This is a genomic window from Phaeodactylibacter luteus (genome assembly GCF_007993045.1).
Classification (GTDB): domain Bacteria; phylum Bacteroidota; class Bacteroidia; order Chitinophagales; family Saprospiraceae; genus Phaeodactylibacter; species Phaeodactylibacter luteus.
This window is the reverse complement of the sequence record NZ_VOOR01000024.1, coordinates 1-26,449: the sequence shown is the minus strand read 5'-3', so window position 1 is coordinate 26,449 and position 26,449 is coordinate 1. Positions and strand designations below refer to the sequence as shown.

The window sequence follows — 26,449 nt, the reverse complement described above, 5'->3', positions numbered from 1 at the left end:
CCGGGGAGCTTAGCCTAGTGAAAAGGGACATAGCGCAGGAAGGAAGAAGCCCTTGGGCGTAACCCCAGATTATCGTATGCGCCCATGCTTTTCGGGCTTCAGGCTGGCATTGGCCTAGCGCTGCGGAGGGGTTTAAGCCCGATAGGGCCGAGCGGACAGCGAGCCCCGGAGCATAGCGGCACCTGCCTTCAGGCAGGGGCAGGCCCCTAGCGGAGCCACCTTAACTGAACCCCAGCCCAAAACGGGAGGCCCAGCACCAAAACCTGCTGACGCTTGAGGGGCTAGCCGCTAGCTCTCCCTGGTAAAGACAAACTCCCGGGGGCCAGAAAGGCCTTCGTTGAAGGCATAGCCGTCCATATCAAAACCTTTCAGCTCTTCTGGCTCGGCAATATTGTTCTTCACGGCATACCGGCACATCATGCCCCTCGCTTTTTTTGCAAAAAAGGCAATGATCTTGTAGCCCCCATTTCGGTATTCTTTAAACGCGACCTGGTAGAGCTCCGCCTTCAGCTCTTTGGGCTGTACGGCAGAGAAATACTCGTTTGAAGCCAGGTTGACCACCGCTTTGTGCCCTTCTTTAGCCAAATCATCGTTGATGAGGTTGGTAATGCTGCTGCCCCAGTATTCGTAAAGGTTCTTCCCCTTGGCTGTCTTCAGGCGGGTGCCCATTTCCAGGCGGTAGGGCTGCATCAGGTCGAGGGGGCGCAGCAGGCCGTACAGCCCCGAGAGGATGCGAAGGTGGCGCTGGGCATAATCCAGCTCGGCAGCAGAAAAATCATCTGCGCCCAGCCCTGTGTACACATCGCCTTTGAAGGCCAAAAGGGCTTGCTTAGCATTGGACAGGTCGAAGGGCGCCTCGAAATCTTGGTAACGCTCTCGGTTTACCGTGGCAAGGTCCTCACTGATTTTCATCAGCTTCATCAGCTCAGCTTCTGTCTTCTGCTTTAGGATGTCAATGAGCCCCTGGCTGTGAGCCAAGGAGCGGGGCTGTGTGTGCTTGTCTGTAGCGGCTGCTGAGAAATCCAGCGTCTTGGCTGGGGAGATTAGGAATAGCATAATCGATCTATAGTTTACAGTGCGGTTTGGCGTTTGGGTATAACAACACAAAAGCAGCACATCGGTTGGGGGGAGGGCGAAAATCAAGTTACAACCTAATCACATAAAAGTGCCGAATTGTGACATCGATGCGGCCAGCAGTCTGCTTCAGCTGGGCTCAACCCTAGCCCATCTGCGCATTTTAGCCATATTCAATCAAATATGAGAAAACATAAAATGTAACAAAATCACATGATCGTTACACTACTTATGGAAATTACATTTATATTTGATGCATAATCTTAAAAAGTAGTTTTTGTGTTTATTTGTTTGGGTTAGAGGCCCTTACTTCTCGTAAGTAAGGGTTTTTTTTTGCCTGAAAGCCCCTGTTGAAAAAGCGAGACGACAAAGCCCCGCTGCGCCAGATATGGCACAGCGGGGCTTTGAGAATATGCAGCAGGCTGCGCACAGCAGCTGCTGTTTAAGGCTCGTTAGTTGTTGAACATGCCGTTGTCGTTGGCAGGGAGGCCAGCAGGCTCTTCCGGCTTTTTCACGACCTCGCCCTTGATGGTCAGCATCTGCTTCTCAGAGCCTGCGTTAGTGGTCAGGGTCACGCGCTTGGTGAACTTGCCGAGGCGGTTGGTGTCGTAGCGCACCTTGATCTCGCCAGCTTCGCCCGGGCCGATCGGCTCTTTTGGGAAAGTAGGCACAGTGCAGCCGCAGCTGCCTTTGGCGTTGGTGATGATGAGCGGCTCAGTGCCCGTATTGGTAAACTTGAACACGCGGTAAGGGTCTGCCCCCTGCTCGATCGTGCCATAGTCTACGGTTTCAGCTTCGAAGACCATCTGTGGGCCTTCCTGTGCTTCTTCAGCAGCGACCTGCTGTGCAGCGGATACATCGTTTTGGCTGAAGCCAACAGCTACGAAGAGAGCCATCAGTGCGGCTACGGAGAATAATTTTTTCATTACGAGTTTATTTTGTTGATCTTATGAATTTTGGAATACGACAAAAATAACAGGATTGCCTCCAAATAAAAAGCATGCCACCCATCAATATGGTTAATGAGATGTTAATCCAGCTTGACAGCCGGCTTTAGCTATTTCCAGCAAACAATTCCAACCGAACTTTGTCTTATTTACGATATCCAAAGCCAAATTATTTGTATATTGGCAAACCCTAGCCTCAGCCCATTGAAATTAAATTTCGCAAAAGAGCGGATACTACCAAATAATAACCAGATTAACCGATAAATGTATGCTGAATCCATCAACTGTGAAGGAGTCTGCCCTGACCGAGGGCGAGCTCTCCAGAGCATCAATTATCAAAGATTTTGAAATTTGCTGCATCAGCCGGGAGGTCAGCCTGCTTGCCCGTAAAGAAGTGCTGACCGGCAAAGCCAAATTTGGCATTACCGGAGATGGCAAAGAAGTGCCACAAGTAGCTATGGCCCGCGCCTTCCAAAAAGGCGATTGGCGCAGCGGCTATTATCGCGACCAGACTTTCATGCTTGCGCTAGGCCTCGCCAAGGTAGAGGACCTTTTCGCACAGCTCTATGCCGACCCCGACAACGACCCTTTCTCCGGTGGCCGGCAGATGAACAGCCACTTCGCGACCCCCACTATCGGCCCCGACGGGCAATGGCTCCCCCATACCGAAGCTTATAATGTGAGCTCAGATATTTCCAGCACTGCCGGGCAGATGGCACGCGGCCTGGGGCTGGCACTAGCCTCCAAACATTACCGGGCCAACGCAGCCCTCCTCAAAGATGCCCCCTTCTCCCGCAATGGGCAGGAGGTCGCATTCTGCACCATAGGGGATGCCTCTACATCCGAAGGGGTCTTCTGGGAAACCATCAACGCTGCTGCTGTGCAGCAGGTGCCCTTGGCCATCTCTGTATGGGACGACGGCTACGGCATCTCTGTGCCCATTGAGTACCAAACAGCTAAGGCTAGCATTTCCAAAGCGCTGCAGGGCTTTCAGGCTTCCGAAGGCGAGAATGGCATTGATATTTATGTACTGAAAGCTGGGCAATACCTGGAGCTCGTGGAGGCTTACACCAAAGGGATTGCTCAGATGAGGAAGACCCACCGCCCTGCCCTTTTCCATATCCGCGAAGTGACTCAGCCTCAGGGCCACTCCACCTCGGGCTCCCACGAGCGGTACAAATCCAAAGAGCGCCTGCAGTGGGAAAAAGACAACGACTGCATCTTGCTCATGGAGCAGTGGATGGCCAAAGAAGGCATACTCACTCAGGAGGAGGCCAAAGCCATCCGCAAAAAAGCGAAAACAGAAGTCAAAGCGGCCCGCGACCGGGCATGGAAGGCCGTCAATGCCCCTGCCAAAACAGCCGTCGCCGAGCTCAAGGCCGTATTCGCGCAAGTGCCCGCAGATGGCGGCGCTTGTGACGCCCTGAAGCAGGAGCTCGACCGCCTCTTGCACCCCGTAACTGCGGAAGCCCTGCAGCTGGCGCGCCGCATGAAACATCAGCTGCTCGGCAGCAGCAGCCCAGCCTTGGCACCGCTAGAGGCTTGGATCAAAAAAACTTACAGCCATGCCGGGCAGCAGTACCACCGGCACCTTTACAGCGAGTCCGAAGGCGCTGCGCTGCGGGTGCCTGTGACCCCCGCTAACTACAGTGAGCAATCGCCACTGAAAAACGGCTATGAGATACTGAATGCCTTTTTCGATGCCAAAATGCAGGCTTGCCCGGAGCTTTGTGCTTTCGGCGAAGACGTAGGGCACATCGGCGATGTGAATCAAGGCTTTGCCGGGCTGCAACAGAAATACGGCAAGGAGCGCATTTTCGATACCGGCATACGGGAGTGGACCATCATGGGGCAAGCCATTGGCATGGCCATGCGCGGGCTGCGCCCTATCGCTGAAATCCAATACCTCGACTACCTCATCTATGGCCTCGAGCCCCTGACCGATGACCTTGCCACCTTGCGGTGGCGAAGCAACGGGCAGCAAAAGGCACCGGCTATCATCCGCACCAGAGGCCACCGCTTGGAAGGCATCTGGCATGCGGGCTCTCCCATGGGCATGATCCTCAATGCCCTGAGAGGGATGTACGTGCTAGTGCCCCGCAATATGGTGCAGGCCGCCGGGTTCTACAATACCTTGCTTCAATCTGACGATCCCGCCCTTGTCGTAGAATGCCTCAACGGGTACCGACTCAAAGAGCGGCTGCCGGACAACCTCAGCAGCTATACGCTGCCATTAGGCGTGCCTGAGGTGCTACAGGCAGGCACAGATGTGACCTTGGTGACTTATGGCTCCTGCGTCAGGATAGCAGAAGAAGGTGCCCGCATGCTTAAAGCAATCGGCATATCCGTAGAGCTCATTGATGTGCAGTCCTTGCTACCTTTTGACCTCGAGCACAGCATTGCCGAGTCTTTGAAAAAGACCAACCGGATCGTATTTATGGACGAAGATGTCCCTGGCGGGGCCACCGCCTTTATGATGCGGCAGGTGCTTGAAGAGCAAGGCGGGTATGCTTACTTGGATTCGCCACCTCTCACGCTTACGGCCAAAGCCCACCGCCCGCCCTACGGCTCTAATGGGGATTACTTTACCAAACCCAGCCCGGAGGATGTCTTCGAGTCCATTTATCAGCTGATGCACGAAGCGGCCCCGGGGCGCTACCCTATGTAGCACCAACCCTCCACCACTGCCCAAAAAGGGGAGCTGCACAGTGCAGCTCCCCTTTTTTATCCTGCCATCTCATCCGCTGTAAAACCATCTCACAAAAATCAAGCAGGCCCTGGCAATGGAAGAATAACATAGCCTGACCTGTTGAGTGCTTTTAGAAGGAAAAGCCTTGGGGCCTACCCAAACGCCTACGAGATATGCACTGCCTCTAAAGAACGGAAGGCCCGAGGAGCCGCCTGAAGCCCTCTATATTAAGACACGAGCTACTAAGCTGGCTGCCAATAAATCTTATGGTTCGGGTACTCCTTGTAGAATTCGTATTTAAGGATATCGTGAGTGGTGATGATGCCAACCAAATCCTTAGCTTCATTAACGATAGGGAGCCCGTGGAACAGATTTTCCAGGAAGACTTCAGCTGCTGCGCCAATTTTATCGTCAGGGCTAAGGGTCGCGACTTTGGTCGTCATCACATCTCCCACTTTGATGCTACGGTACTCATCTTGACATTTGCCCAAGCGCACAAGGTCGTAGGAAGTAATGATGCCCATTAGGCGGTGCCCCTCTACAACAGGGATGTGGTGGATGTGCTTGAAAAACAGGATTTCTTTGACGGCTTCCAACGTATCGGTAGGCCTGACGGTCACTACCTTGCGCGTCATGATAGAGGATATAGGTTCGTTCATCATAGGGCAGCAGATTTATAGTTCAACAAATCATTGACCCCTATAATTTAAGCAAAAATTTGCTCAATACAAACTCTTGCCATCTTTTTATCGGCTAAACCAGGGTACTGCAACCAAAAAATAAACCAAATAGAAAAAGCCAGGTTGTTGTTTTTTGAGCACCCACCTACCCCTGTAGGATGTGGGGCCTGCCCCTGCCAACCGGCAGGTGCCGCTATGCTCCGGGGCTCGCTGTCCGCTCGGCCCTAACGGGCTTGCCCCCCCCTTCGCAGCGCTAGGCCAGTACCGTCATGCTATAAAAGGCCGCAGCATATTGGTTTGCGCCCGGCCAAATCAGCAGGGCTCAGGCTTCGGCAAACTTATAGCCTACCCCTCTTACAGAAAGAAAGAACTCTGGCGCTTTAGGGTCTTTCTCGAAATACTTCCGGAAGGAAAGGATAAAATTATCGATCGTGCGGGTAGAAGGGTACACATCGTAGCCCCAAACCGACTGCAATATCTGCTGCCGGGAAACGACCTCCCCCCTTCGGTCTACCAGCAATTTCAACAACATAGCTTCCTTCTTAGTGAGGGTGAAACTGCCAGGGTTGCCTTTGGCTTCATAGGTCGCAAAATTGACCCAGTTGTTGCCAAAGGAGAATTCATCAGGGGTGTTGTCGGGGCTTTTGCTCGTCCGTTTTATCAGGTTATTGACACGCAGCAGCAGCTCTTCGAGGTTGAACGGCTTAGTCAGGTAGTCATCCGCCCCTTTCTTGAGCCCGGCGATCCGGTCTTGGGCAGAATCTTTGGCTGTCAGGAAAATGATCGGCACCTCCCGGTTGGTCAGCCTTACCTGTTCACAGATCTGAAACCCATCTACCTCGGGCAGCATAACATCAAGGATGAGCAAGTCGAAATGCTGCTCCCTCGCAAATTTGAGGGCATCTTTGCCATTATCTGCGGCGACGACCTCAAAATCTTCCATTTCCAGGTTCAGCTTGATGACGTCCTGAATGTTCTCTTCGTCTTCAACGAGCAATATGCGCATAACTTCGTTTGAGTAAGAATTGGCTTTAAATGAAGAAAGTCAGGCTTTCATCGGCTGTAAGGGCTGCTGCGGAGCTTCCCATGCCTTGCCCATTGGGAAGCGAACGCGGAACAAAGTGCCCTTGGGGCTGTTGTCTGCTATTTCTATCTGCCCATGATGCGCCTTCACGATCCGTTGCACGATGTATAAACCCAATCCAGTGCCTTTTGTTTTGCGGGTATCCTCACTCCCGACCCGATAGAATTTTTGAAAAACCAGAGGCTTCTCCTCCTCGGGGATCCCATGCCCCTGATCCGCGAACTCCAGAATCAGGGCATCAGGCTCTTCGAATATATTCACTTCAATTTCAGCTGGCTTAGGCGAGTACTTGACTGCATTTTCCATCAGGTTGAGCATGACAGAGGTCATACCGGTACGGTCTCCCCTAAACTTTCTGACTGCAGAGCGCTTATCAAAATGGAAGCGGGCGTCCGGGTATTTTGCTTCTAGTGTTTCCACCAAGTCTTCCAGCATTTGGGGCAGGTCAAGGTCTTCCTGTAGCGGCTTGTAAGCGGCCTCCAATTTTGCAGAGAGCAACAAATCGTTGACCAGCCCATTCAGCCGCTCGGTTTCTACCAAAGCACTACGGGTAAGCCGTTCCTTCTTGTCCGCAGGCAGCTCCCGCTTCTGGAACGTCTCCAAAACCAGCCGGATGCTCGCAATGGGCGACTTCAGCTCATGCGTGATGGAAAGCAGAAAATTGCGCTGCTGACGGGCGGCTTCCATTTCTTTGTTGTAAGACCGGTTGATGAGCCACATCCCTATCAGCAGGGTAAAAATGATGACCCCGGCTTCCCCCAATATCATGTACTCCTGCCGGGTGTACTGAGCCTTCAGCTCTTGATAGGGCGCTGAGCTCAAAAATTCCTGCTCGCTGCCTACACTGCCCTCTGCTACCATGAGGATGCGCATCTTATCCCGTTTGGCTAAAAAGGCATCGTTGTTCTTGGTGTACAGCAGCACAGACCACCATGCGAAAGCCAACATCATATAGGCGATCACACCGTAAGACAACAACCTCAAACGGACATTACGAGACTTTTCCATTGCTTGCGGTTTAAGGAGCTGTTCAAGGCAGCCCAGCGCTTAGACTATGTTGGGGCAATAAGGCTCGCTACCATTAGCCCTGAGCGAAAACGACATCCAATGCTTCTTCCATGATGGCTGCGGCCTGGTCCAGGTCAGCTTCGGTATGGGCGGCAGAAACGAAGCCCACTTCGTAGCCCGAAGGCCCCAGGTAAACCCCTCTCAACAACAACTCCCGGTGCAGCTTTTTGAAATACTCCATCCCAGCCGGGTCAATCTGATCAGCCCGGGTGATGCGCTGCCGCGTAAAAGCGATCCAGAAGATAGATCCGATCTGCTCCAAGTGCATATCATAACCTTGCCGGTCGGCATAGTGCTGTATCCTATCGACGAGCCTCCGCGTGCGGGCTTCTTGCCCCTCATAAAATCCAGGGGCCAGCAGCTGCTGCAAAGTGGCATACCCTGCTGCCATAGCTACCGGGTTAGCAGAAAGGGTGCCCGCTTGGTAAACGGGGCCATCGGGGGAAATGTGGCTCATCACCTCATGGCTACCGCCGTAAGCCCCAACCGGCATCCCCCCGCCAATAATTTTGCCGTAGGTAATGATATCGGGCTGTATGCCATAATACCCTGCTGCGCCTTCAAACCCGACCCGGAAGCCAGAAATGACTTCATCGAAAATAAGCAGCACGCCGTATTTATAACATTTCAAACGCAGGCATTCCAAGAAGGAGGCATCTTGTAAGAGCAAGCCATTGTTGGCAGGCACCGGCTCCACAATCACGCAGGCAATTTCTCCAGCGTAAGCGCGCAAGGTATCGTCCAGCGCCTTGCGGTCATTGAGCGGGAGGACCAGGGTCTCTTTTACAAAAGATTCAGGTATGCCCGCCGAAGTGCTTTCGCCAAACGTGGCCAGGCCGGAGCCGGCTTTGACCAGCAATGAATCTACATGCCCATGATAGCAGCCCTCGAATTTTACCACCTTGCTCTTGCCGGTAATGCCCCGCGCCAGGCGGATAGCAGACATGACCGCCTCTGTGCCTGAGCTGACAAAGCGTATTTTATCGATAAACCGGTTGTGGTCCACGATGAGCTTCCCGAGCTCGTTGCCCAGGCGGGTGGGGGTGCCAAAAGAAGTGCCACGGGCAACCGTAGAAACAATCTTTTCCCGTACCGCCTCATTATTGTGGCCCAAGATAAGGGGCCCCCAAGAGCCACAGAAATCGATATAGGTGTTATCATCCTCATCGGTGATCCGGCAGCCGTTGCCTTCTTTTATAAAGAGCGGCGGCCCAAAGACAGATTTGAAAGCGCGGACCGGAGAGTTGACCCCGCCCGGGAAATATTGCTTGGCTTCTTCGAATAATTCAGCGGAGCGTTGCCGTTTAAGGATGATCTCGTTTTTTTCCATGCAGCGTCAATATTTTGACTTGCAAAGGTAAGCAGAATTCGGCTTGCAGGTTGTCAGAGGAGAGTAAATAGGGAGGGTAAGGGCAGATCGGCTGAAAGGGGGGCAGGCTATTGGCTTTCTGCCATCAGCTTGCCTAAGAACTTGAGCATATTCTTTTTAACGATTTCCCTGACCCGCAGGAATTCACGTTCAACCCTTTCGGGGGCACCGGTGGCCAGAGCCGGATCGGGGATATCAAAGTGAATGTGCTCATCGTAAGAAAGCCCGGCAAGGTCAGCGTCCGCAGCACGATTGCAGACCGTGATCAAGTAGTCGAAATGCTGGCCATAAAATGTGCTCAACGGCTTAGAAAGCAGGCCTTCTGTATCGATATTGTCTTCCTCCATGACCTTGATCGTCATAGGATTGACCCCCTGATCCCTCAGGCCGGCACTTTCGACTTCCAGCAGCTCGTTGGCGTAAAAGCGCAAATAGCTTTCCGCCATCTGGCTCCTGCATGAATTACCGGTGCAAAGCACCAGGACCCTCTTCATAGGTTGCATATTTAAGAAGGCAAAAAAATCCAGAAGCAGGACAACAGTACAACAACTCGGGACCAATGCCCGGGCAGACCATATAAAATACTGCTCCTTACTTCAAGTTAACACAAAGTTAACACGAATAACTTAAAAATGCAGCCTATGCCAAGAAAGAAAAGGGGGCTGGGAAACAAATCAAAGGCAAGGGGGAAAATAGAATTCTGCCAATGAGGGGATCAGTAAGGGCACCGGCTAAGCATGGGCTGATTCTGCCAAAACAGATTTCCCGATACCGGCAAATGGTCTTTTTTTAACCAATTCCGTTTTTTTCGTATCAATATGAGACAAGGAATAACCAAAAACCTTCAAACCGCTGAACAACAGAAAGATAAAGGCCCTTCAGTATTACGCTTCATCAGAATGTAGGGCATCCAATGCCCCGCCCACTGTTCCAACTGCCGCGGCTGCCGCCGCTTAAGCGGAAAGAGAGGGAGACGCCGCCGATGTAGTACCAGTCGTCATAGTCGCCTCCGCGAGAATAGCTGCCATCTAGGTCAGGGTCTTCCACGAAAGGCAAGCTCAGGCGGGCAGCCAATTCTCCATTGCCTTCCAGCACATCCCCATAATTAAAGGAATTCGCACTGACATCATCCAGGTAGTCTGTGAAAAGTTTGCGCCCGCCAAACTCCAGCCCAAGGGTAACTTGGTCAGAAAGCAGGATTTTGACGCCCAAGCCGAGCGGTATCGCCCATTGGGTAAGCGAATAAGGCGCATCGTAGCCAGGCAGGCCCTGCCCTTCGGTGCCCAAGGGCTGAAGCTGCACAAAATCGCCATCAAACTCAGCTTCTGGGCTAAAACGGAAGACCGCCCCTCCACCAAACACATAAGGCGCGATGCGCTGCCCGATTGTAAAAAGATTGAGCTCCCCGACCAGAGAAAACTCTGTGATGCGGCTGCGGAAAGACAGCCCGCTGAGCGCTAGCCCATTTTCTGAGGCATCTGCAGTGACCGTGCCAGCACTTACCCCGGCGCGCAGCGCGAATGCCCTGCCAACCCCAAAACGGGCGAAGGCGCCAAAAGCAGGCCGGACATCCTGGAAATATAGCCCTATCTCTTGGGGGGACAAATCTCCGCTGTAGAGGGAGACGCCGCCCATAACGCCAATCTCAGTTTGAGCCTGTAGGCGGGGGGCGCCTAAAAAAACGATCAGGGAAACGAATAACGGTAAGCTGAAGTGCACATTTCTCATAGTAATAGCCATTTGGGATCAATTAGGAGCGCCTAACGGGGCCTGCCCACAAAAAGGAGGAGGCTGACAATCTTCCTAACGCTGCCCGGCAGGCAAAATTTCGCGGGCATTGCAAAAAAACTTTACCGCTCGTCCTACAAGCCCAGAAGATAGCCTAAAGCGAGCGCCCGGTTGGCTTCTTGAAGGACGGGCAAGGCACTGGGTCTGACAGCATTTTGTGTATGCCCCGGCCAAAGTTGTAGGAAACGGTGAGGTTCATGAGGTAGGCCCAATCCCGGGAAGCACCGCCCCTGCGATAATCGGTATCCACTGCCTCTGCGCCGCCCAGCCGAGGGGAGCTCAGGCTCGCAGCGAGCGGCCCGTTGCCCAAAAAAACATCCTGATGGTTGATCAGCCGATCGCTCACATCGTCCAGATAATCGGTCTGCATAAAACGGGCCCCGAACTCCAGCCCGAACGTAAAGTTGCGGGTAATGAACTTGATACCGGCCCCGAAAGGCAGCATCGGCTGAGTGAGCCGGTAGGGGGCATCGTAGCCCGGAAGCCCCTGCCCTTCTGTGCCCAGCGGCTGAAGCTCGACCCACTCTCCGTTTACCTCGCGCCGAGGGTTGAAATGCATTAGCCCAATGCCGCCAAATACATAGGGGAAGGTGAAACTGTACTCGGTGTGCCGGATCCGGATGGCATGCCATTCCGCAATAGCGGAAAACTCTGTGAAGTTGGTCTGAAAAGCCAGCCCGCGCTGCACACGGTGGGTACGGCTGTCATCGCCGGCAATAGAGGCAAAATTAAGGTTGAAACGGGATGACCATTTATTGCTCGTCGACAGCCGGCAAAAGATGCCTGCTGCCGGGCGCATTTCCTGAAGTCTTTGCAAAGGGGAATTGGGGGAAAGGTCGCCACTGTAGAAGGCAGCCCCGAAATTGAAGCCCAGATCGATAAATTGTGCAGGAAGGGAAGCCGCTGACAGGGATAGGAACGCCATGACGCTCACGGATAGCCTTAGCGCTTTTTGCATAGTTTTGGGATTTTGTAGCACGCTTTTTGGTAAGTAGCCGGCAGCTATGAGCTGACGTTGTTCATTAAGCTGGTCTCAAAAGTAAAAAATATATTTAAAAAAAATCCCTGCGTGGCGTGGCAGGCCCTGCTGTGGAGGCTGCAGTACCGTACAAGCCCCAAAAAGCACTGGGCGGAGCTGGCAGGGCGTGGGCCAAAATATCGCCGTTGTTTATGCTTTTCGGGCTCTAGTGCCTCAAGCCATAAATCCTTGCCACCCCAAGTTTCGTTCTTTTCCGCCTACTCTTCGTTAAAGAACCGCTCCTTTAGCTCGGGCTAAAGTCGCGAACCTTCGCCTTGATTAGCCGGAAAATAACTTCAACTTAAGTATCAGAGATTTATGGCTTAAGGCACTAGCCTGGCATTGGCCTAGCGCTGCGGAGGGGTGGCCGAAGGCCAGACCCGACGCCTGTAGGGCGAGGGGCCGAGCGGACAGCGAGCCCCGCAGCATAGCGGCACCTGCCCGCTGGCAGGGGCAGGCCCCCATCCTTGCGGAAGGGGCAGGCAAAAAAAGGGCCATCTGGTTTGCGCCCAGCTGGCAAATATCTGCCTAACTTTAACCAATAGCTGTTTGAAAGCGTTTTCGAATCGGGCGAGCATGATAACCGGAAGCCCTCCCCCATGAAAATGGCCTTATGATCAAACTGTGGCCAACTTGCCGGCAGCTTCCGGTAATTTGCCCTCCTTTTTCCATCCCATACAAAGACTGCCACATTATTATGGCCAGAAGAAAAACTCAGGACCCGGAACAACCCAAGGTCAAACTCACTAAAGAAAAACTAAAAGATGCGGCCCGCATCTTCAGGTTCATCCGGCCCTACCGCTTTGCCTTCGGCTTCGGCCTGGTGCTCCTCTTCCTTTCCTCCCTCACCTTCATGGTTTTCCCTTATCTTTCTGGCTTGATGGTAGACATCGCGCAGGGCGAACAGGGGATGGAGATCGACTTGGGGGATGTGGGGTGGATACTCGCAATTGTCCTTGTTGTACAAGGCGGCGTATCTTATCTGCGGATCTATCTATTTGCCATTGTCAGCGAAAAAGGGATAGCAGATGTGCGCCGTGCGCTGTACGAAAAGCTGATCACCATGCCCATGACTTTCTTTGAGGAGTCGCGGGTCGGCGAGCTCGTCAGCAGGCTGACCTCTGACGTAGAGAAGCTGTACAACGCTTTTTCCATTACCTTGGCGGAATTCCTGCGGCAGATCATCATCTTGGTAGCGGGCATCATATTTTTGGCCTTCCGGGCCCCTACCCTTTCGCTTATCATGCTGGGCACTTTCCCAGTGGTCATCATCGGGGCTATGTTCTTCGGCCGCTTCATCCGCAAATTGTCCAAGGAGCGGCAGGAGGAGCTGGCGGAGTCGAACAACATTTTAAACGAGACCATGCAGGCCATACAGGCGGTCAAATCGTTCACCAATGAGCTCTTCGAATCCCTGCGCTACGGCAAGCGGATCGAGCGGGTGGTGGGCATGTCTTTGAAGTACGCCCGCTGGAGGGCACTGTTCACGGTTTTCATCGTCACCTTCCTCTTTGGGGCCCTGTTCTTCATCATTTGGCAAGGGGCTAGCCTGGTACAATCGGGCGAGATGACTGTGGGCCTGCTCATCGAGTTTGTAGCCTATACTGCTATCATTGGCGGCTCGATTGCTGGCCTGGGCAATTTTTACACCGAGCTGCTGGGGGCCATCGGTGCTACAGAGCGCATCCGGGAAATCCTGGACGAGACGGCAGAGGTCAGCATCAGGGCTCACGGTGAGGCCCCAGCACATTCCTTCGAAGGCCGGATTGCCTACGAGTCGGTCCACTTCCGCTACCCTACCCGGCCCGACATTGAAGTCCTCAAGGGCCTCTCTTTTAGCGTAGAGCCCGGGCAGAAGGTAGCTCTTGTCGGGACTAGCGGAGCCGGCAAGTCGACCATTGTACAATTGCTGCTGCGCTACTACGGCCTGCAGGGCGGGGAGATCAAGGTAGATGGGCAGCCCATTTCAAGCTACGACATCACTGCTTACCGCAAAAACATGGCGATAGTGCCTCAGGAGGTCATCCTCTTTGGCGGCTCAATACGGGAGAACATTGCCTACGGCAAGCCTGGGGCAACGGAAGAAGAAATCACAGAAGCTGCCCGGCAGGCCAATGCATGGAGCTTTATTTCCGGGTTCCCGGAAGGGCTCGACACCCTGGTGGGCGAGCGGGGCGTCAAGCTATCGGGCGGGCAGCGGCAGCGCATTGCCATTGCCCGGGCTATCCTGAAAGACCCGGCTATACTCCTCCTCGACGAAGCCACCTCAAGCCTCGACGCGGAATCGGAGAAAGCCGTGCAAGACGCGCTCAATACGCTCATGGAAGGCCGGACTTCCATCATCATCGCCCACCGCCTGGCCACCATCCGCGATGTGGACCAGATATTCGTGATCGATGATGGCCGGATAATCGAGCAAGGCACGCACACTGAGCTCTCTGCCCGGGAAGACGGCGCCTACAACACCCTCGCTAAGCTTCAATTTGAACCGATTCAGTGAGCTGGAAAGAGAAACTAAGGTACTTCTTGTCGGGCATGGCGGTACTGCTGGCGGTGGCCGCCTATACCTTTGAGTTTGAATGGTTCAACCGGACCATTGATGTCGCCCGCCTAGTGGTGGGCAGCCTCTTCGTAGGCGCAGGGGCAGGGTGGCTGCTTGCCCGGCCTTATGCCCGGCAATGCCCCGGCCTCACAGCCAAGGTACAGGTATACGTGTTTTTCATCATCAGCTGTGCCGTTTTTGCCCCCCTTGGCGGCAGCTTAAGCAACCGTTGGGCCAGCAGGGGTAATGCCCGCCTGCTCCCCGTGATTTTTGTCAGCCAAACGCCTTATTTTGGCAGCACAGGGGAGCGTGGGGCAGAAACCCGGCAGCTGCCGAAGGGCTACCGGATTACTTTTTATCGCCAAGAGCAATTCAGGACGGTCAAGAACCCTGTGCCCATCAACCCAGCCCCCCAAAGGGGCGATACAGTCAGCCTACGCTTCATCCCGGGCTTTTGGGGCTTTGACGTAGCCGCACGCAATCTATTGCCATGATTTTCCAAAAGGACACCCCCCTTACCCCGTACAATACCTTCGGCCTCCCGGCAATTGCCCGCCGATTGGCCATTTGCCGAAATGAAGATGCGCTCGCCCAATGGTTGAAAGCCAACCCGGGCGCCAACCCTCTACTCCTGGGGGGCGGCAGCAATATCCTGCTCACCCGCGACGTGGAGCAGCCAGTCATCCTCAACCGGATAATGGGGAAAAAAATAGTACACGCCACACAAAAAGAAGCCTTGGTACAGGCAGGCGCTGGCGAAAACTGGCATGAACTGGTCAACTGGGCGGTGGCACAAGGGCTGGGCGGCCTGGAAAACCTGGCCCTCATCCCGGGCACTGCGGGGGCAGCCCCCATTCAAAATATCGGGGCATACGGTGTAGAGCTCTCTGATGTGCTCGTGGAAGTGCAGGCACTGGAAATGGCTACCGGCAAAAGGGCAGTGCTCAGCGCAGCAGACTGCAAGCTTGGCTACCGGAGCAGTATCTTCAAATCTTCCCACAAGGGGCAATTTGCCATTACCGGTATTACCCTTAGGCTGAGCCGCCCCCCGCATCAGCTCAGCACCACTTACGGGGCAATACAAGAGGAGCTTTCTAGCACTACCGCCCCTACCCCCGATGACGTCCGCCGGGCTGTCATCCGTATCCGGCAGTCAAAACTGCCCGACCCTGCAAGCCTTGGCAATAGCGGCAGCTTCTTCAAAAACCCGGAGCTGCCCCAAGACGTTTTTCAATCCCTGAAGTCGAAATGCCCGGATGTTCCGGGCTACCCGCTGCCCAACGGGCATACCAAGGTGCCGGCAGGCTGGCTCATCGACCGGGCAGGCTGGAAAGGCAAACGCTCAGGCGCAGTAGGCACTTTCCCCAAACAGGCGCTTGTGATCGTCCACTATGGTGGGGGGACAGGGGCCGAAGTCTGGGCGTTCGCACAACGCATAGCGGAAGACGTAGCCCGCAAGTTTGGCATCCACCTTGAGCCAGAAGTCAACATCATTTAGAGCGTGTTGGGCTGGGCGCAAACCAGATTGTCGTTTTTCTGGATGGGGCCTGCCCCTGCCAACGGGCAGGTGCCGCTATGCTACGGGGCTCGCTGTCCGCTCGGCCCTAACGGGCTTGCCACCCCTTCGCAGCGCTAGGCCAATGCCAGGCAAGTGCCTTAAGTCATAAATCTATGATACTTAAGTTGAAGTTATTTTCCGGCTAATCAAGGCGAAGGTTCGCGACTTTAGCCCGAGCTAAAGGAGCGGTTCTTTAACGAAGAGTAGGCGGAAAAGAACGAAACTTGGGGTGGCAAGGATTTATGGCTTGAGGTACTAGAGCCAATGCCAGCCTAAAACCCGGAAAGCGTAAACACCTGCGACAGTTTGGTTTACGCCCGTTGGGCTTTTGGCCTTCTAGCCGAAAACCGGAGCTTAGCCAAGTCCCGCTTTTTATGCACAAAAGCGGGAAGGATTTTCGGGGCGAAGTATAAGCGAAAAAGTGTCCCGCTAGCTTAGCGGGACAGACCGATTACTAAAGTCCCAACACGATCTTAAAGGCAGCTCATTAAACGCTGCCCCCTAATTAGCATCAAAGGGCTATTACAAAAAAAACAAACCCTATGCAAATGCTGAAACGCGCACTGCCCGCCCTGATGCTCCTGTTCTTATTCGCTTGCGACAAAGATGTGCCCCCTACCGCAGCTCCAGAGCCCGGGCTGCTGAACCTTCCGGAAACACCCTATGAATATGCTGGACTAGAGCTGCCTGCCCACCTTTCGGTCAATGTGCTGATGGGCCCCGGGCAAAATGCCGCCACTGATAACGACAATACGCCAGCAGACAACCCCATTACCAATGCCGGCGCAACGCTCGGCAGAGTCCTTTTTTATGATCAAAAGCTGAGCGCCAACGGGACCGTCTCCTGTGCATCCTGCCATCAGCAAGAGAAGGGGTTCTCGGATGATGCGGTCTTGAGCACCGGATTCAATGGGGGGCAGACCCGGAGGCATTCCATGTCCCTGATCAATGCTACCTGGTATGGAAGGGGGCGCTTTTTCTGGGACGAGCGGGCTGCCACCCTCGAAGAACAAGTCCTCATGCCTTTCCAAGACCCCGTAGAAATGGGGCTTTCCCTAGCCGAGCTGGTGGGCATTATTGAGGAACAAGCCTACTACCCTGCCCTATTCGATGCCGCCTTCGGCACCACTACAATAACGCCGGAGCTGGTGGCTAAAGCCCTTGCACAGTTTGTGCGGAGCATGGCCAGCACCCAAAGCCGCTATGACGAAGGGCGGGCGCAGGTCAATTCCCCCACCACAGCCTTCCCCAATTTTACCGAAAGCGAAAACAATGGCAAACGGATTTTCTTCCAGCCCGTGCCGCTAGGAGGCGGCAGCTGTATCGGCTGCCACTCCACCGAGGCTTTCATCAACCCCGACAACGGGCCCACCAACAATGGGCTGGATGCCGCCTCGACCACAGACTTGGGCGTCTTTGAGGCCATCAACAACCCCAATTTCCTGGGCGCTTTTAAAGTGCCCTCCCTCAAAAGCATAGCCCTTACCGCTCCGTATATGCACGACGGGCGGTTCAGCACTTTGGAGGAAGTCGTAGCCCACTACAATGCCGGCATTCAGCCCCACCCCAACTTGGGCACAGCCCTGAAGGGCCCCGATGGGGAGCCCATACGCCTCAACCTGAGCGAAGAAGAACAGGCCGACCTGGTCAACTTCCTCAAGACCCTCACCGATACCGAATTGGCACAGGACGTGAAATTCAGCAATCCGTTTCTGTAGCCAACACCAGATTGCCTACCTTTGCCGTCCCTAGATTTATAGTGGCGGGGCCGAGGCCCCGCCAGACGGTTTAAGCCTACAGCATGAAGGAAGATAAAGCAGCCCTCTTACACCAGTTTATTGTGGTGGAAGGGAATATCGGTGCCGGTAAAACTACATTTTGCAAAATGCTCTCCGCACAGCATCAGTACCGGTTGCTGTTGGAACAGTTTGCCGACAACCCCTTCCTGCCCCATTTTTACAAAAACCCCGACCGTTACGCTTTCCCCGTGGAGCTCTTCTTTATGACTGAGCGCCACAAACAGTTGCAACAGGAGCTGGGGCAGCACGAGCTCTTCCAGAAAGGCATCATCGCCGATTACCTCTTCGTCAAGACCCTGCTGTTTGCTAAAAACAACCTCAACCCAGAGGAGTACCGGCTCTTCCAGCGCCTCTTCCACATTTTAAACGCTTCCTTCCCCAAGCCCGACCTGCTGCTCTACCTTCACCGGCCAGTGGAGCAGCTGCTGCCGAATATCCGTAAACGGGGGCGGGAATACGAGCAGGAGATCGCCCCAGCCTACCTACAGCAAATACAGCAGGCTTATTTCGACTTCTTCCGTTCAAATGAGCAGATGCCGATTCTCATTCTTGACTTGGGCGGGCAAGACTTTGTGGCCGACCGCAAAGCTTATTTTCGAATGCTCGAAATCATTAATCGGCCTTATCCTGCCGGTGTCCACCGGGAAGCATTATAGCTGTTCTGAGAAGCGGATAAAAAACTGCAAGGATTCGGGGTTCCTCATTGCCCCGGGGTTGGCTGCTTTGCCCACGGGGCGCCCCATCAGTATTTTTTTGACCGGCGCCTCTAGCTTTTTGCCACTTATGGTGTACGGGATATCTTCCACTTGGATGATCTCATCGGGCACATGCCGTGGCGTATAATCGGCACGCAGCTGATCGCGTATGGCCTGCCGCACTTGCTCTGTCAGCTCCTGCCCTTCTTCCATCAGCACGAAGAGGGGCATGAAATGCCGGCCGCCGCTCAGCTCTAGATTGACGACCAAGCTGTCTTTGATGCCGCCTACCTTATCAACCGCCCGGTAAATCTCGGCCGTGCCGATACGTATGCCCTGCCGGTTGAGGGTAGCGTCAGAGCGCCCAAGAATGACCAGGGTATTGCGCGAAGTAATCTGAACCCAGTCTCCATGCCGCCAGATACCTGGGAACATTTCAAAGTAGCTTTCCCGGTACCGGCTGCCGTCTTCGTCCTTCCAGAAAAAGACGGGCATGCTGGGCATAGGCTCCGTTACCACCATCTCCCCTACCTCGCCCTCAGGCAGTTCCTTCCCTTCATCGTCGTAGGCATAAAGCGCACAGCCTAAAGCGCGCCGCTGTATTTCGCCCTGGTATACCGGCTCAGTAGGGCACCCCCCGACAAATGCAGTGCACACATCAGTACCGCCGCTCATAGAAGTCAGCCAAACGTCTGCTTTGATCTGCTCATAGACATAGCCAAACGCTTCTGGCGGCAAAGGGGCGCCTGTAGAGCCTATAGAACGGAGGTGGGAAAGATCAAATGACTGCCCCGGAGCAACCTTTTTCTTCATACAAGCCACCAGATAAGGGGCGCTAGTCCCAAAATGGTGGATGCCCGCCCGTTCTGTAAACTCCCACAGCACATTCAGGTCTGGAAAACCAGGGCTGCCATCGTAGAGGACCGGAGTAGCGCCAACAAGCAAAGCCGCTTGCACGAAGTTCCACATCATCCATCCTGTGGTAGAATACCAAAAAAACCGCTCGCCGGGGTGGACATCATTTTGCAAAGCCAGGTATTTCAGGTGCTCGAGCAGTACCCCTCCGTGCCCGTGTGTAATGGCTTTAGGTTTTCCGGTAGTCCCAGAAGAGTACAAGACCCAAATAGGATGGCCAAAAGGCACCGGCTCAAAAAACAGCCCCTCATTGGGCGTCTGCAAAGCATCTGCCCAAAGGTCTGTGCCGGGGAAAGAAGAAGCCGCATCAAAGTGGGGCACCCACACGACCTGTTCAAGGGTAGGGAGCGACCGGATGATATCCGCCACGACTTCCCGCTTGCTGAAAGGCTTCCCGCCATAGCGGTAGCCGTCAGTAGCGATCAGCACTTTCGGCTCGATCTGCAAGAAGCGGTCAGCGACGCTGCTGGCCCCAAAGTCTGGAGAGCAGCTGGACCAGATTGCGCCCAATGAGCAGGCAGCCAGGAAGGCGACAGTAGCTTCTGGGATATTGGGCAGAAAAGCTGCGACACAGTCCCCTTTGCCAACGCCCTGCGCTTTTAAATAGGCTGCAAAAGCTGCCACCTGGGCTTCCAGCTCGGCCCAGCTCAGCTCGGACAAAGGGACGTGCTCCGACTGGAACAATAACGCCGGGCGCTGATCTGTGCGGTGGCGGAAGGCGTGCTCTGCATAATTTAGGGTACTGCCTTCAAACCACTTGACCCCGGGCATCGAGGCCCCATTGCGCACCCGCTCCCAGGGCGTATGGGAAATTACGTCGAAGTACCCCCAAATGCTTTCCCAAAATTCATCGATATGGGCCACGCTCCAAGCCCAGAGCTCATCATACCCGTTTATTGTCAATTGTTTATGAGCACTGAGCCAATTGATGAAATCAGTGAGGCGGGCATTTTCACAAGTGGGCAGGCTAGGCTCCCAAAGCAAGATGGGCTGTTCGGTCATGGCAATTTGGTTTTGGTTAGGTTGTGTAAACGGCCGGAATTTAATTAATTTCCCCCACAAGTTGAACCGCAACGCCGGGGCGCCCCGGCTCGTGCATAAAATAAAACCATGAAGAAAATCCTTGTAGCCAATCGTGGGGAGATTGCCCTGCGCGTAATGCGGTCGGCCCGCAAAATGGGCATCAAAACGGTGGCCATCTTCTCGGAAGCTGACCGGCATGCACCGCATGTCCGATTTGCCGATGAGGCGGTATGTGTAGGCCCTGCAGCCTCCTCCGCTTCCTACCTTCAACAGGAGAAAATCATAGCTGTCGCTAAATCATTGGGCGTAGACGGCATCCACCCCGGCTATGGGTTCCTGAGCGAAAACGCGGTTTTTGCAAAAGCGGTTACCGATGCGGGCATCAAATTCATTGGGCCCAGCCCGGAAGCCATTGAAATCATGGGCTCCAAGCTGGCAGCCAAAGATGCCGTCAAGAAGTATGATATCCCCATGGTGCCTGGGCTAGACCACGCCATTACGGATATTGCCGAGGCCAAACAAGTGGCGCAGGAGATCGGGTTCCCTGTCCTCATCAAAGCTTCTGCTGGCGGCGGAGGCAAGGGCATGCGGATTGTCGAAAACCCGGGGGAGTTCGAATCTCAAATGGAGCGTGCCATCAGCGAAGCGACCTCCGCATTCGGCGACGGTTCCGTTTTTATCGAAAAATATGTGACTTCCCCCCGCCACATCGAAATACAAGTGCTGGCCGACGAGCACGGCAATTATATCCACCTGTTTGAACGGGAATGCAGTGTGCAGCGCCGCCACCAAAAGGTGGTAGAAGAAGCCCCTTCCTCCGTGCTTACGCCTGAATTGCGCGAGCGTATGGGCAATGATGCGGTCAACGTGGCCCGTTCTTGCAACTATACAGGCGCTGGCACCGTTGAGTTCCTGCTCGATGCCGACCACAACTATTACTTCCTCGAAATGAATACCCGCTTGCAGGTAGAGCATCCGGTCACGGAGCTGATCACCGGGGTAGACCTTGTAGAACAGCAAATCCTTGTCGCCAGAGGGGAACAACTGAGCATCAAGCAGGAAGACTTGTCTATCCACGGCCACGCACTGGAGCTCCGGGTTTATGCAGAAGACCCCACCGATAATTTCCTGCCCAGCGTTGGCACCCTCAACCGCTACATCAGGCCAGAAGGGGAAAATATCCGTTTGGACGATGGGTATGAAAGCGGGATGGAAATCCCCATTTACTATGACCCCATGATTGCTAAGCTGGTCACTTATGGGGCCAACCGGGACGCAGCTATTCAGCGGATGCTGGAGGCTATAGCCCAGTACGAAATAGATGGGGTAGAAACAACGCTGCCTTTCGGCAAATTCGTTTGTGAGCACGAGGCTTTCACCTCCGGCCACTTTGATACGCATTTTGTGAAACAATACTTTACGCCGGAAGCACTGGAGAAGGGCAATAAGGCAGCGGCAGGCATTGCAGCCCAATTGGGGGCCTATCTGGCTTCTAAGCAGCAGCTACAGCTCACCGTGCCTAACGCCAATGGCACGGAGTGGGGCAAGCGCAACGGCTGACCCCTGCGGGGGCAGGCCTATTGTGGCGATAAGGTATGAAAAGCAGTTATCGTTACGGCCTGCCCCCACATAATCATAGACATCTCCTCTTCGACCGGGCGGTAGCTGATCTCAACAGCAGCACCCTCCGTTTTCAGCTGCTCTGGCATGTTCACCGGGCGCAGCTGTTCCCCCTTAGCCCCGATGATGCTCCAAAAGCCGCCTTCCAAGTTCTGGTAGGCTACTTTCCCCTTAATCTTTTTGCTCATCTTCATAGTTTTTTTTCATCTAACGGATTGCCAAGCACTTGCTGTATGGTTTGGTTGAGCGCCTCAATGGTGCGGCTTTGAGCCTGAATGGTATCCTTAAGGCTCTCCATCTCCTCCTGCAAGTACCGCTTGATGTTTTGAGGTGAAGGCAGGAAAGGGCTGATTTTCGCCCTGACGTACCAAACCTCCCGGATATCCCCTAGGCTTACTTTATAAGGAGCATAATAAGAATTGTCGGACCGCAGTTCAAGGCACTGCCTTTCCTTGATCATGTTGTATGCCCGCTTCACGACTACATCGGCACGGGTCACGATAACATAGACATAGCTGTCTTTGATAGAAGACTCCCAAAGAGTCGGCTCAATATAGCTGCAGACCACTTTATCGCCTTCAAAGAGGGTTGGCTCCATGCTGTCGCCGGCCACATCAAATGCACGGTGGGTGCCCACTTTGTATTTGTAGTCCGGCAGAGAAAAAGTAGGCAGCTCCTGAATGAAGGTAGGGTCTGTGAGCTCTTCGGCATAACCCGCCTGTGCCGGCACCGGTACATGTACGATGCGCTCTTCGTCCTGACCGTCTGTCACGATAGTCAACACTCGGAGCTCCTGGCCGCCTTGCTCAGACATAAACATAGGCCCTTCGCCAGTGTAGATGTAGACCGGATTGATCCTGTACACCTCTACAGATTTCCGGAGCAGTTCAATTGTTACATCACGCCTGCCTTTTAGGATCTCGCTAAGGCTTTGCGGCAGGTAGTCTAAGGAAAGGGCAAACTGCCGGCTTGAGCGTACTTTGTTGTCCTCTTTAAGTTTGTTATGGCATTTCACAAAACGCTGTGTAACAATATTGCTCATAAGCTTTTGAAATTTGCACCCCGTTTTGAAGGCCGGATAGCCCGAACGCAGGGTAAATTACGTAGATAAACCGTAGCTTTGAATAGCGAACGGGCTTAAGCTAAATTCCCCGCAAGCTCTTAAACTTTTCAGGCTTTGTAGCTTGGCATTGGCCTAGCGCTGCGCAGGGGTGGCAAGCCCGACAGGGCCGAGCGGACAGCGAGCCCCGGAGCATAGCGGCACCTGCCATCGGGCAGGGGCAGGCCCCACCCCGTTGTCAAAAATAAATAATTTGCTCACAACCCGTGTAAAAAACAACTCCAGTTTACCAAAATAGTGACACCTTTGCCGCCCCGGATTTCAATATTGTCAAGACAAAAGCTGCTGTCCTGCTAACCACAAGCGCCTTTAGAGATGTTGGGACTTTAGTAAGCCGGCCTGTCCCGCTAGACAGCGGGACACTTTTTCGCTTATACTTCGCCCCGAAAACCCTTCCCGCTTTTGTGCATCAAAAGCGGGACTTGGCTAAACTCCGGTTCTCGGCTAGAAGGCCAAAATCCCAACACGCTCTCTTAATTAGAAACTATTGCACTATGAAGGGCTTTTTGCCAAAAAAAGCGATACTGTTACTGGCGATCTCCAGCCTCTTCCCTTTTTACAAAGCTTTTGCACAAGAGGCAAGCGACTCCCTCTACATCAGAGCGCAGCTTAGGCAGGTAGAGCAGATGCTGTACGCCGAGCCGGATGCTGCAGAGCAGGCCGCCCTGCATGCCCTCCAATACGCCAATGCGCAGCGCCACCCCTGGGGGCAGATGGTCGCCAACCTCACGCTGGGCATGGTCTGCCTCACCCTCCAAAAAAACGAGGAAGCCCGCGTTTATTTTGAGACAGCGCTCGCTCAAGCCCGGTCAATCCATGACATCAAAGGAGAAATCAACGCCCTGAACAACCTCGGCAACTATTACTTCGTAAAAGAAGACACCGATCAGGCACTCGCCTATTACGAACAGTCGCTGGCTTTGGAAGAACAGCACCCTACCCCCAACCTTGCAGCGTCCTACCTGAACATTGGGCTCGTCTACCGTACAGCGGGCTACCCTGAAAAAGCCAAGGCCCATTATCTGAAATCACTAGCTGTAGAAACCGGGTATACCCCACAGACCAAGCTCCACGCGGCCGTTAGCCTTTCCTCCCTCTACCTCGATGAGGGGGTGCCCCAAATGGCCCTATCCTACGCAGATACCGCCCTGTGGGTAGCCCGCCAATTGCATAGCGATGAAGGCATAGGCCGCTCACATAGCCTCAAAGCACAAGGCTGGCTGGCACAAGGCCTGTTTGAGGCCGCAATATCCGGTGCGGACTCAGCTTTGTACTATCTTCCTCAGGGGGAGCCCCGCTACAATGCCTACATCTGCAAGGCAGAAGCGTTGGCCATGCAGGGGCAGCTCGAAAAAGCTGAGCAGCTGCTTTTGCAGGAAGCCCCGCCCCAAGATACTGCGCTCAGTTTGGGCCTCAGGCGGGATGCCCTGCAGCAGCTTTACCAAATCCTCAAAAAAGCTGGCGACCCCACTGGCAGCCTTCGCTACCTGGAGCTGCTGAAAGTGGCAGAAGACAGCCTTAACGCCCGGGCTTCAAAACAAGAGCTGACCCGCCGCCTTGTGCAATTTGAAGCTGAGCGCAAAGAAAAAGAGATACAGCGCCTAGAGCAACAGGCGCTGATCAAAGACCTGCAGATACAACAGCGCAATTTCCTCATCGCCGCCGGGGCCCTCATCGCAAGCCTGCTCCTCTCAGGGCTTTACCTCTTCTTCCGGCAGCGGAGGCTGCTCGCTGCACAAGAGAACCTCCAAATCCGGCTCCGCTGGCGCCGGGCACAGCTCAACCCCCATTTTTTCTTCAACGCCCTGATGTCCGTCAAAACCCTCATCCTGGCCGGAGACACAAACAAGGCCTCGCGGAGCATGAGCCAGCTTGGCCGGCTTATGCGGCGGGTGCTGGAAAGCTCAAACAGTGAAATGACCACATTGGAAGATGAGCTTCAGTTCTTGAAAGACTACCTCGCCTTGCAACAGCTCTCCACTGAGTTTGAATGGCAAATCACTGTGACCCCTGAAGACCTCGACGTGGAGGACATCCAAATCCCGGCTATGCTGCTGCAGCCCTTTGTAGAAAATGCCATCGAGCACGGGCTGCGCTACCTCGAAGATGGGCAGCGCATGCTGCGTATACATTTTGAAGAACGCGGAAGCCAGCAGCTCGCAGTCAGCATCACGGACAACGGTATAGGGCGCAGCGGCGCAAAAGCGGGCAAACACCCCTACCCTTCCCGGGCTACAGAAATCACCCAAGACCGGCAAAAACTGATGAAGGGCAAATTTAGTTATGAAATTATCGACCGGTCCATGGAGGATGGCTCAACTGCAGGCACTCAAGTAGCGTTTATCCTTAATATTTGAAGGGCGCAAACCAGATTGTCGTTTTTTTTGGAGGGGCCTGCCCCTGCCAGCAGGCAGGTGCCGCTATGCTCCGGGGCTCGCTGTCCGCTCGGCCCTGTCGGGCTTGCCACCCCTTCGCAGCGCTAGGCCAATGCCAGGCTAAAGCCCGAAAAGCCTCAAGGCCTGCGACATTTTGGTTTACACCCTATTTTGAATAAGCCAGGCTAAAGGCCTTCAGCAACCATATTATGCACGTATTCATTGTTGAGGACAAACCGGACATCCGCACTTATCTTTTGCAGATCCTCCAACAGCAAATCCCTGAAGCGGCAGTGGTGGGCACCGCAGGCAGTGTTGCCGAGGCCCTTGCGCTTATCCCTGTCCACAATCCTGACCTCCTCCTGCTCGATGTTGAGCTTCCCGACGGCAAGAGCTTTGATATCCTCCAACAACTGCCCGGCTTCAACGGGCGGGTAATTTTCATCACCGCACACGATGAATTTGCCCTGCAAGCCATTAAGTTCAGTGCTTTCGACTACCTCCTCAAGCCTGTGGACGAGGAGGAGCTGCACACAGCCGTGCGCAGGGCATTGCAAGAGTACCGTAGCCAACAAGCTTTGGCCGATCAGCTGTCTGTCCTAAAAGAGCACCTCGAGCCGGCAACGGCTAGAGGGGAAGGGTTGGAGCAGCAGAAAATCGTCCTGGCCGACAGCGATAATGTCTACCTCATCCGGGTGGGCGAGATCATCCGCTGTGCCTCTGAAGGCAATTACACCACTTTCCACCTCTCCGACGGGCGGGAAATCCTCGCCTCCAAACCCATCAAGACCTTCGAGCAAATGCTCTCGGGCCGCTACTTTTTCCGCGTGCACCGCTCCCACCTCGTCAACTTGAACTACTTCGAACGCTTTGAGAAAAAAGACGGGGGCACCATCCACCTCTCCGATGGGAGCACCCTGCCGGTAGCCGTCCGAAGGCGGGAAAGGCTGATGGACGCCCTGCAGGCCCTCTAACATAAGGGCCAAGCCGCTCACCACACCTCCCGCCACGCTCCTACACCCATCAGCTACGCTCGTACAATGCTGGCTTGCCCGCTCTTCTATTTGCCCTTTCTTTGTTGCCAT

At 54.3% G+C, this 26,449-nt stretch carries 21 protein-coding genes; 9 read left to right on the top strand and 12 right to left on the bottom strand.

Annotation, left to right across the window (positions count from 1 at the left end):
- Window positions 1-288 precede the first annotated feature (288 nt).
- Window positions 289-1,056 carry a peroxide stress protein YaaA gene (yaaA, locus tag FRY97_RS12380; protein ID WP_147167854.1) on the bottom strand — a complete coding sequence of 256 codons (768 nt, stop codon included), beginning with the start codon at window positions 1,054-1,056 and terminating at the stop codon, window positions 289-291.
- Between the two features lie 470 nt (window positions 1,057-1,526).
- Window positions 1,527-2,000, bottom strand: coding sequence for a DUF1573 domain-containing protein (locus tag FRY97_RS12375; RefSeq protein WP_147167853.1), 474 nt, complete (start codon window positions 1,998-2,000; stop codon window positions 1,527-1,529).
- A 289-nt stretch (window positions 2,001-2,289) separates the two neighbouring features.
- On the opposite strand from FRY97_RS12375, the gene FRY97_RS12370 reads away from it, so the two are divergent.
- A complete protein-coding gene (locus FRY97_RS12370; RefSeq protein ID WP_147167852.1) occupies window positions 2,290-4,689 on the top strand; it encodes an alpha-ketoacid dehydrogenase subunit alpha/beta in 2,400 nt (799 codons plus the stop codon).
- 263 nt (window positions 4,690-4,952) lie between these two features.
- Here FRY97_RS12370 and FRY97_RS12365 read toward each other — a convergent pair whose 3' ends face one another.
- The 7 genes from FRY97_RS12365 to FRY97_RS12335 form a co-directional block, all read right to left on the bottom strand.
- Window positions 4,953-5,372 (bottom strand): CBS domain-containing protein, encoded by a 420-nt coding sequence (locus FRY97_RS12365; protein ID WP_147167851.1) that lies wholly within the window; start codon window positions 5,370-5,372, stop codon window positions 4,953-4,955.
- A 340-nt stretch (window positions 5,373-5,712) separates the two neighbouring features.
- Window positions 5,713-6,396 (bottom strand): response regulator transcription factor, encoded by a 684-nt coding sequence (locus FRY97_RS12360; protein ID WP_147167850.1) that lies wholly within the window; start codon window positions 6,394-6,396, stop codon window positions 5,713-5,715.
- A gap of 39 nt (window positions 6,397-6,435) precedes the next feature.
- Window positions 6,436-7,482 (bottom strand): sensor histidine kinase, encoded by a 1,047-nt coding sequence (locus FRY97_RS12355; RefSeq protein ID WP_147167849.1) that lies wholly within the window; start codon window positions 7,480-7,482, stop codon window positions 6,436-6,438.
- Window positions 7,483-7,555: 73 nt separating this feature from the next.
- Window positions 7,556-8,872, bottom strand: a complete 1,317-nt coding sequence (hemL, locus tag FRY97_RS12350; RefSeq protein ID WP_147167848.1) for a glutamate-1-semialdehyde 2,1-aminomutase — start codon at window positions 8,870-8,872, stop codon at window positions 7,556-7,558.
- A gap of 107 nt (window positions 8,873-8,979) precedes the next feature.
- Window positions 8,980-9,405, bottom strand: coding sequence for an arsenate reductase ArsC (locus FRY97_RS12345; protein ID WP_170254620.1), 426 nt, complete (start codon window positions 9,403-9,405; stop codon window positions 8,980-8,982).
- 400 nt (window positions 9,406-9,805) lie between these two features.
- Window positions 9,806-10,639: a DUF6089 family protein gene (locus FRY97_RS12340; protein WP_170254619.1), complete on the bottom strand. Its 834-nt coding sequence runs from the start codon at window positions 10,637-10,639 to the stop codon at window positions 9,806-9,808.
- A gap of 154 nt (window positions 10,640-10,793) precedes the next feature.
- On the bottom strand, window positions 10,794-11,657 hold the full coding sequence (locus tag FRY97_RS12335; RefSeq protein ID WP_147167845.1) for a DUF6089 family protein: 864 nt from the start codon (window positions 11,655-11,657) through the stop codon (window positions 10,794-10,796).
- A gap of 757 nt (window positions 11,658-12,414) precedes the next feature.
- Here FRY97_RS12335 and FRY97_RS12325 point away from each other — a divergent pair.
- The 5 genes from FRY97_RS12325 to FRY97_RS12305 all read left to right on the top strand — a co-directional run bounded on the left by FRY97_RS12325 (window position 12,415) and on the right by FRY97_RS12305 (window position 18,272).
- Entirely contained in the window at window positions 12,415-14,217 is a 1,803-nt protein-coding gene (locus tag FRY97_RS12325) for an ABC transporter ATP-binding protein (protein WP_147167843.1), read from the top strand.
- Window positions 14,214-14,753, top strand: coding sequence for a hypothetical protein (locus FRY97_RS12320; protein ID WP_147167842.1), 540 nt, complete (start codon window positions 14,214-14,216; stop codon window positions 14,751-14,753). The genes FRY97_RS12325 and FRY97_RS12320 overlap by 4 nt, the downstream gene beginning before the upstream one ends.
- A complete protein-coding gene (gene murB, locus FRY97_RS12315) occupies window positions 14,750-15,757 on the top strand; it encodes a UDP-N-acetylmuramate dehydrogenase (RefSeq protein ID WP_147167841.1) in 1,008 nt (335 codons plus the stop codon). The genes FRY97_RS12320 and murB overlap by 4 nt, the downstream gene beginning before the upstream one ends.
- A gap of 602 nt (window positions 15,758-16,359) precedes the next feature.
- Window positions 16,360-17,535, top strand: a complete 1,176-nt coding sequence (locus tag FRY97_RS12310; RefSeq protein WP_211356862.1) for a cytochrome-c peroxidase — start codon at window positions 16,360-16,362, stop codon at window positions 17,533-17,535.
- A gap of 83 nt (window positions 17,536-17,618) precedes the next feature.
- Complete coding sequence (locus FRY97_RS12305) at window positions 17,619-18,272, top strand: deoxynucleoside kinase (protein WP_147167840.1); 654 nt, start codon at window positions 17,619-17,621, stop codon at window positions 18,270-18,272.
- Here the strand turns inward: FRY97_RS12305 and FRY97_RS12300 are convergent.
- On the bottom strand, window positions 18,267-20,228 hold the full coding sequence (locus tag FRY97_RS12300) for an acetoacetate--CoA ligase (protein ID WP_147167839.1): 1,962 nt from the start codon (window positions 20,226-20,228) through the stop codon (window positions 18,267-18,269). The genes FRY97_RS12305 and FRY97_RS12300 overlap by 6 nt on opposite strands.
- A 108-nt stretch (window positions 20,229-20,336) precedes the next feature.
- Here FRY97_RS12300 and accC point away from each other — a divergent pair, with 108 nt between their 5' ends.
- A complete protein-coding gene (gene accC / locus FRY97_RS12295) occupies window positions 20,337-21,809 on the top strand; it encodes an acetyl-CoA carboxylase biotin carboxylase subunit (RefSeq protein ID WP_147167838.1) in 1,473 nt (490 codons plus the stop codon).
- A 17-nt stretch (window positions 21,810-21,826) separates the two neighbouring features.
- Here the strand turns inward: accC and FRY97_RS12290 are convergent, their stop codons facing one another.
- Together FRY97_RS12290 and FRY97_RS12285 are read right to left on the bottom strand one after the other, a co-directional pair.
- Window positions 21,827-22,057, bottom strand: coding sequence for a hypothetical protein (locus FRY97_RS12290; RefSeq protein ID WP_147167837.1), 231 nt, complete (start codon window positions 22,055-22,057; stop codon window positions 21,827-21,829).
- A 2-nt stretch (window positions 22,058-22,059) separates the two neighbouring features.
- The gene (locus FRY97_RS12285; RefSeq protein ID WP_147167836.1) at window positions 22,060-22,911 is read right to left on the bottom strand and encodes a S24 family peptidase; all 852 of its coding nucleotides are present in this window, start codon (window positions 22,909-22,911) and stop codon (window positions 22,060-22,062) included.
- Window positions 22,912-23,483: 572 nt separating this feature from the next.
- Between FRY97_RS12285 and FRY97_RS12280 the strand changes: the two genes are divergently transcribed.
- Window positions 23,484-25,346, top strand: a complete 1,863-nt coding sequence (locus FRY97_RS12280) for a tetratricopeptide repeat protein (RefSeq protein WP_147167835.1) — start codon at window positions 23,484-23,486, stop codon at window positions 25,344-25,346.
- 227 nt (window positions 25,347-25,573) lie between these two features.
- Window positions 25,574-26,338, top strand: coding sequence for a LytR/AlgR family response regulator transcription factor (locus tag FRY97_RS12275; RefSeq protein WP_147167834.1), 765 nt, complete (start codon window positions 25,574-25,576; stop codon window positions 26,336-26,338).
- Window positions 26,339-26,449 lie beyond the last annotated feature (111 nt).

Coding starts and splice junctions, on each gene's coding strand:
- FRY97_RS12365 (WP_147167851.1), bottom strand. CDS start 5,372: ATGATGAACGAACCTATATCCTCTATCATGACGCGCAAGGTAGTGACC.
- FRY97_RS12370 (WP_147167852.1), top strand. CDS start 2,290: ATGCTGAATCCATCAACTGTGAAGGAGTCTGCCCTGACCGAGGGCGAG.
- FRY97_RS12340 (WP_170254619.1), bottom strand. CDS start 10,639: ATGAGAAATGTGCACTTCAGCTTACCGTTATTCGTTTCCCTGATCGTT.
- FRY97_RS12285 (WP_147167836.1), bottom strand. CDS start 22,911: ATGAGCAATATTGTTACACAGCGTTTTGTGAAATGCCATAACAAACTT.
- FRY97_RS12335 (WP_147167845.1), bottom strand. CDS start 11,657: ATGCAAAAAGCGCTAAGGCTATCCGTGAGCGTCATGGCGTTCCTATCC.
- FRY97_RS12305 (WP_147167840.1), top strand. CDS start 17,619: ATGAAGGAAGATAAAGCAGCCCTCTTACACCAGTTTATTGTGGTGGAA.
- FRY97_RS12375 (WP_147167853.1), bottom strand. CDS start 2,000: ATGAAAAAATTATTCTCCGTAGCCGCACTGATGGCTCTCTTCGTAGCT.
- accC (WP_147167838.1), top strand. CDS start 20,337: ATGAAGAAAATCCTTGTAGCCAATCGTGGGGAGATTGCCCTGCGCGTA.
- FRY97_RS12345 (WP_170254620.1), bottom strand. CDS start 9,405: ATGAAGAGGGTCCTGGTGCTTTGCACCGGTAATTCATGCAGGAGCCAG.
- FRY97_RS12275 (WP_147167834.1), top strand. CDS start 25,574: ATGCACGTATTCATTGTTGAGGACAAACCGGACATCCGCACTTATCTT.
- FRY97_RS12300 (WP_147167839.1), bottom strand. CDS start 20,228: ATGACCGAACAGCCCATCTTGCTTTGGGAGCCTAGCCTGCCCACTTGT.
- hemL (WP_147167848.1), bottom strand. CDS start 8,872: ATGGAAAAAAACGAGATCATCCTTAAACGGCAACGCTCCGCTGAATTA.
- murB (WP_147167841.1), top strand. CDS start 14,750: ATGATTTTCCAAAAGGACACCCCCCTTACCCCGTACAATACCTTCGGC.
- FRY97_RS12325 (WP_147167843.1), top strand. CDS start 12,415: ATGGCCAGAAGAAAAACTCAGGACCCGGAACAACCCAAGGTCAAACTC.
- FRY97_RS12355 (WP_147167849.1), bottom strand. CDS start 7,482: ATGGAAAAGTCTCGTAATGTCCGTTTGAGGTTGTTGTCTTACGGTGTG.
- FRY97_RS12280 (WP_147167835.1), top strand. CDS start 23,484: ATGAAGGGCTTTTTGCCAAAAAAAGCGATACTGTTACTGGCGATCTCC.
- FRY97_RS12310 (WP_211356862.1), top strand. CDS start 16,360: ATGCAAATGCTGAAACGCGCACTGCCCGCCCTGATGCTCCTGTTCTTA.
- FRY97_RS12360 (WP_147167850.1), bottom strand. CDS start 6,396: ATGCGCATATTGCTCGTTGAAGACGAAGAGAACATTCAGGACGTCATC.
- yaaA (WP_147167854.1), bottom strand. CDS start 1,056: ATGCTATTCCTAATCTCCCCAGCCAAGACGCTGGATTTCTCAGCAGCC.
- FRY97_RS12290 (WP_147167837.1), bottom strand. CDS start 22,057: ATGAGCAAAAAGATTAAGGGGAAAGTAGCCTACCAGAACTTGGAAGGC.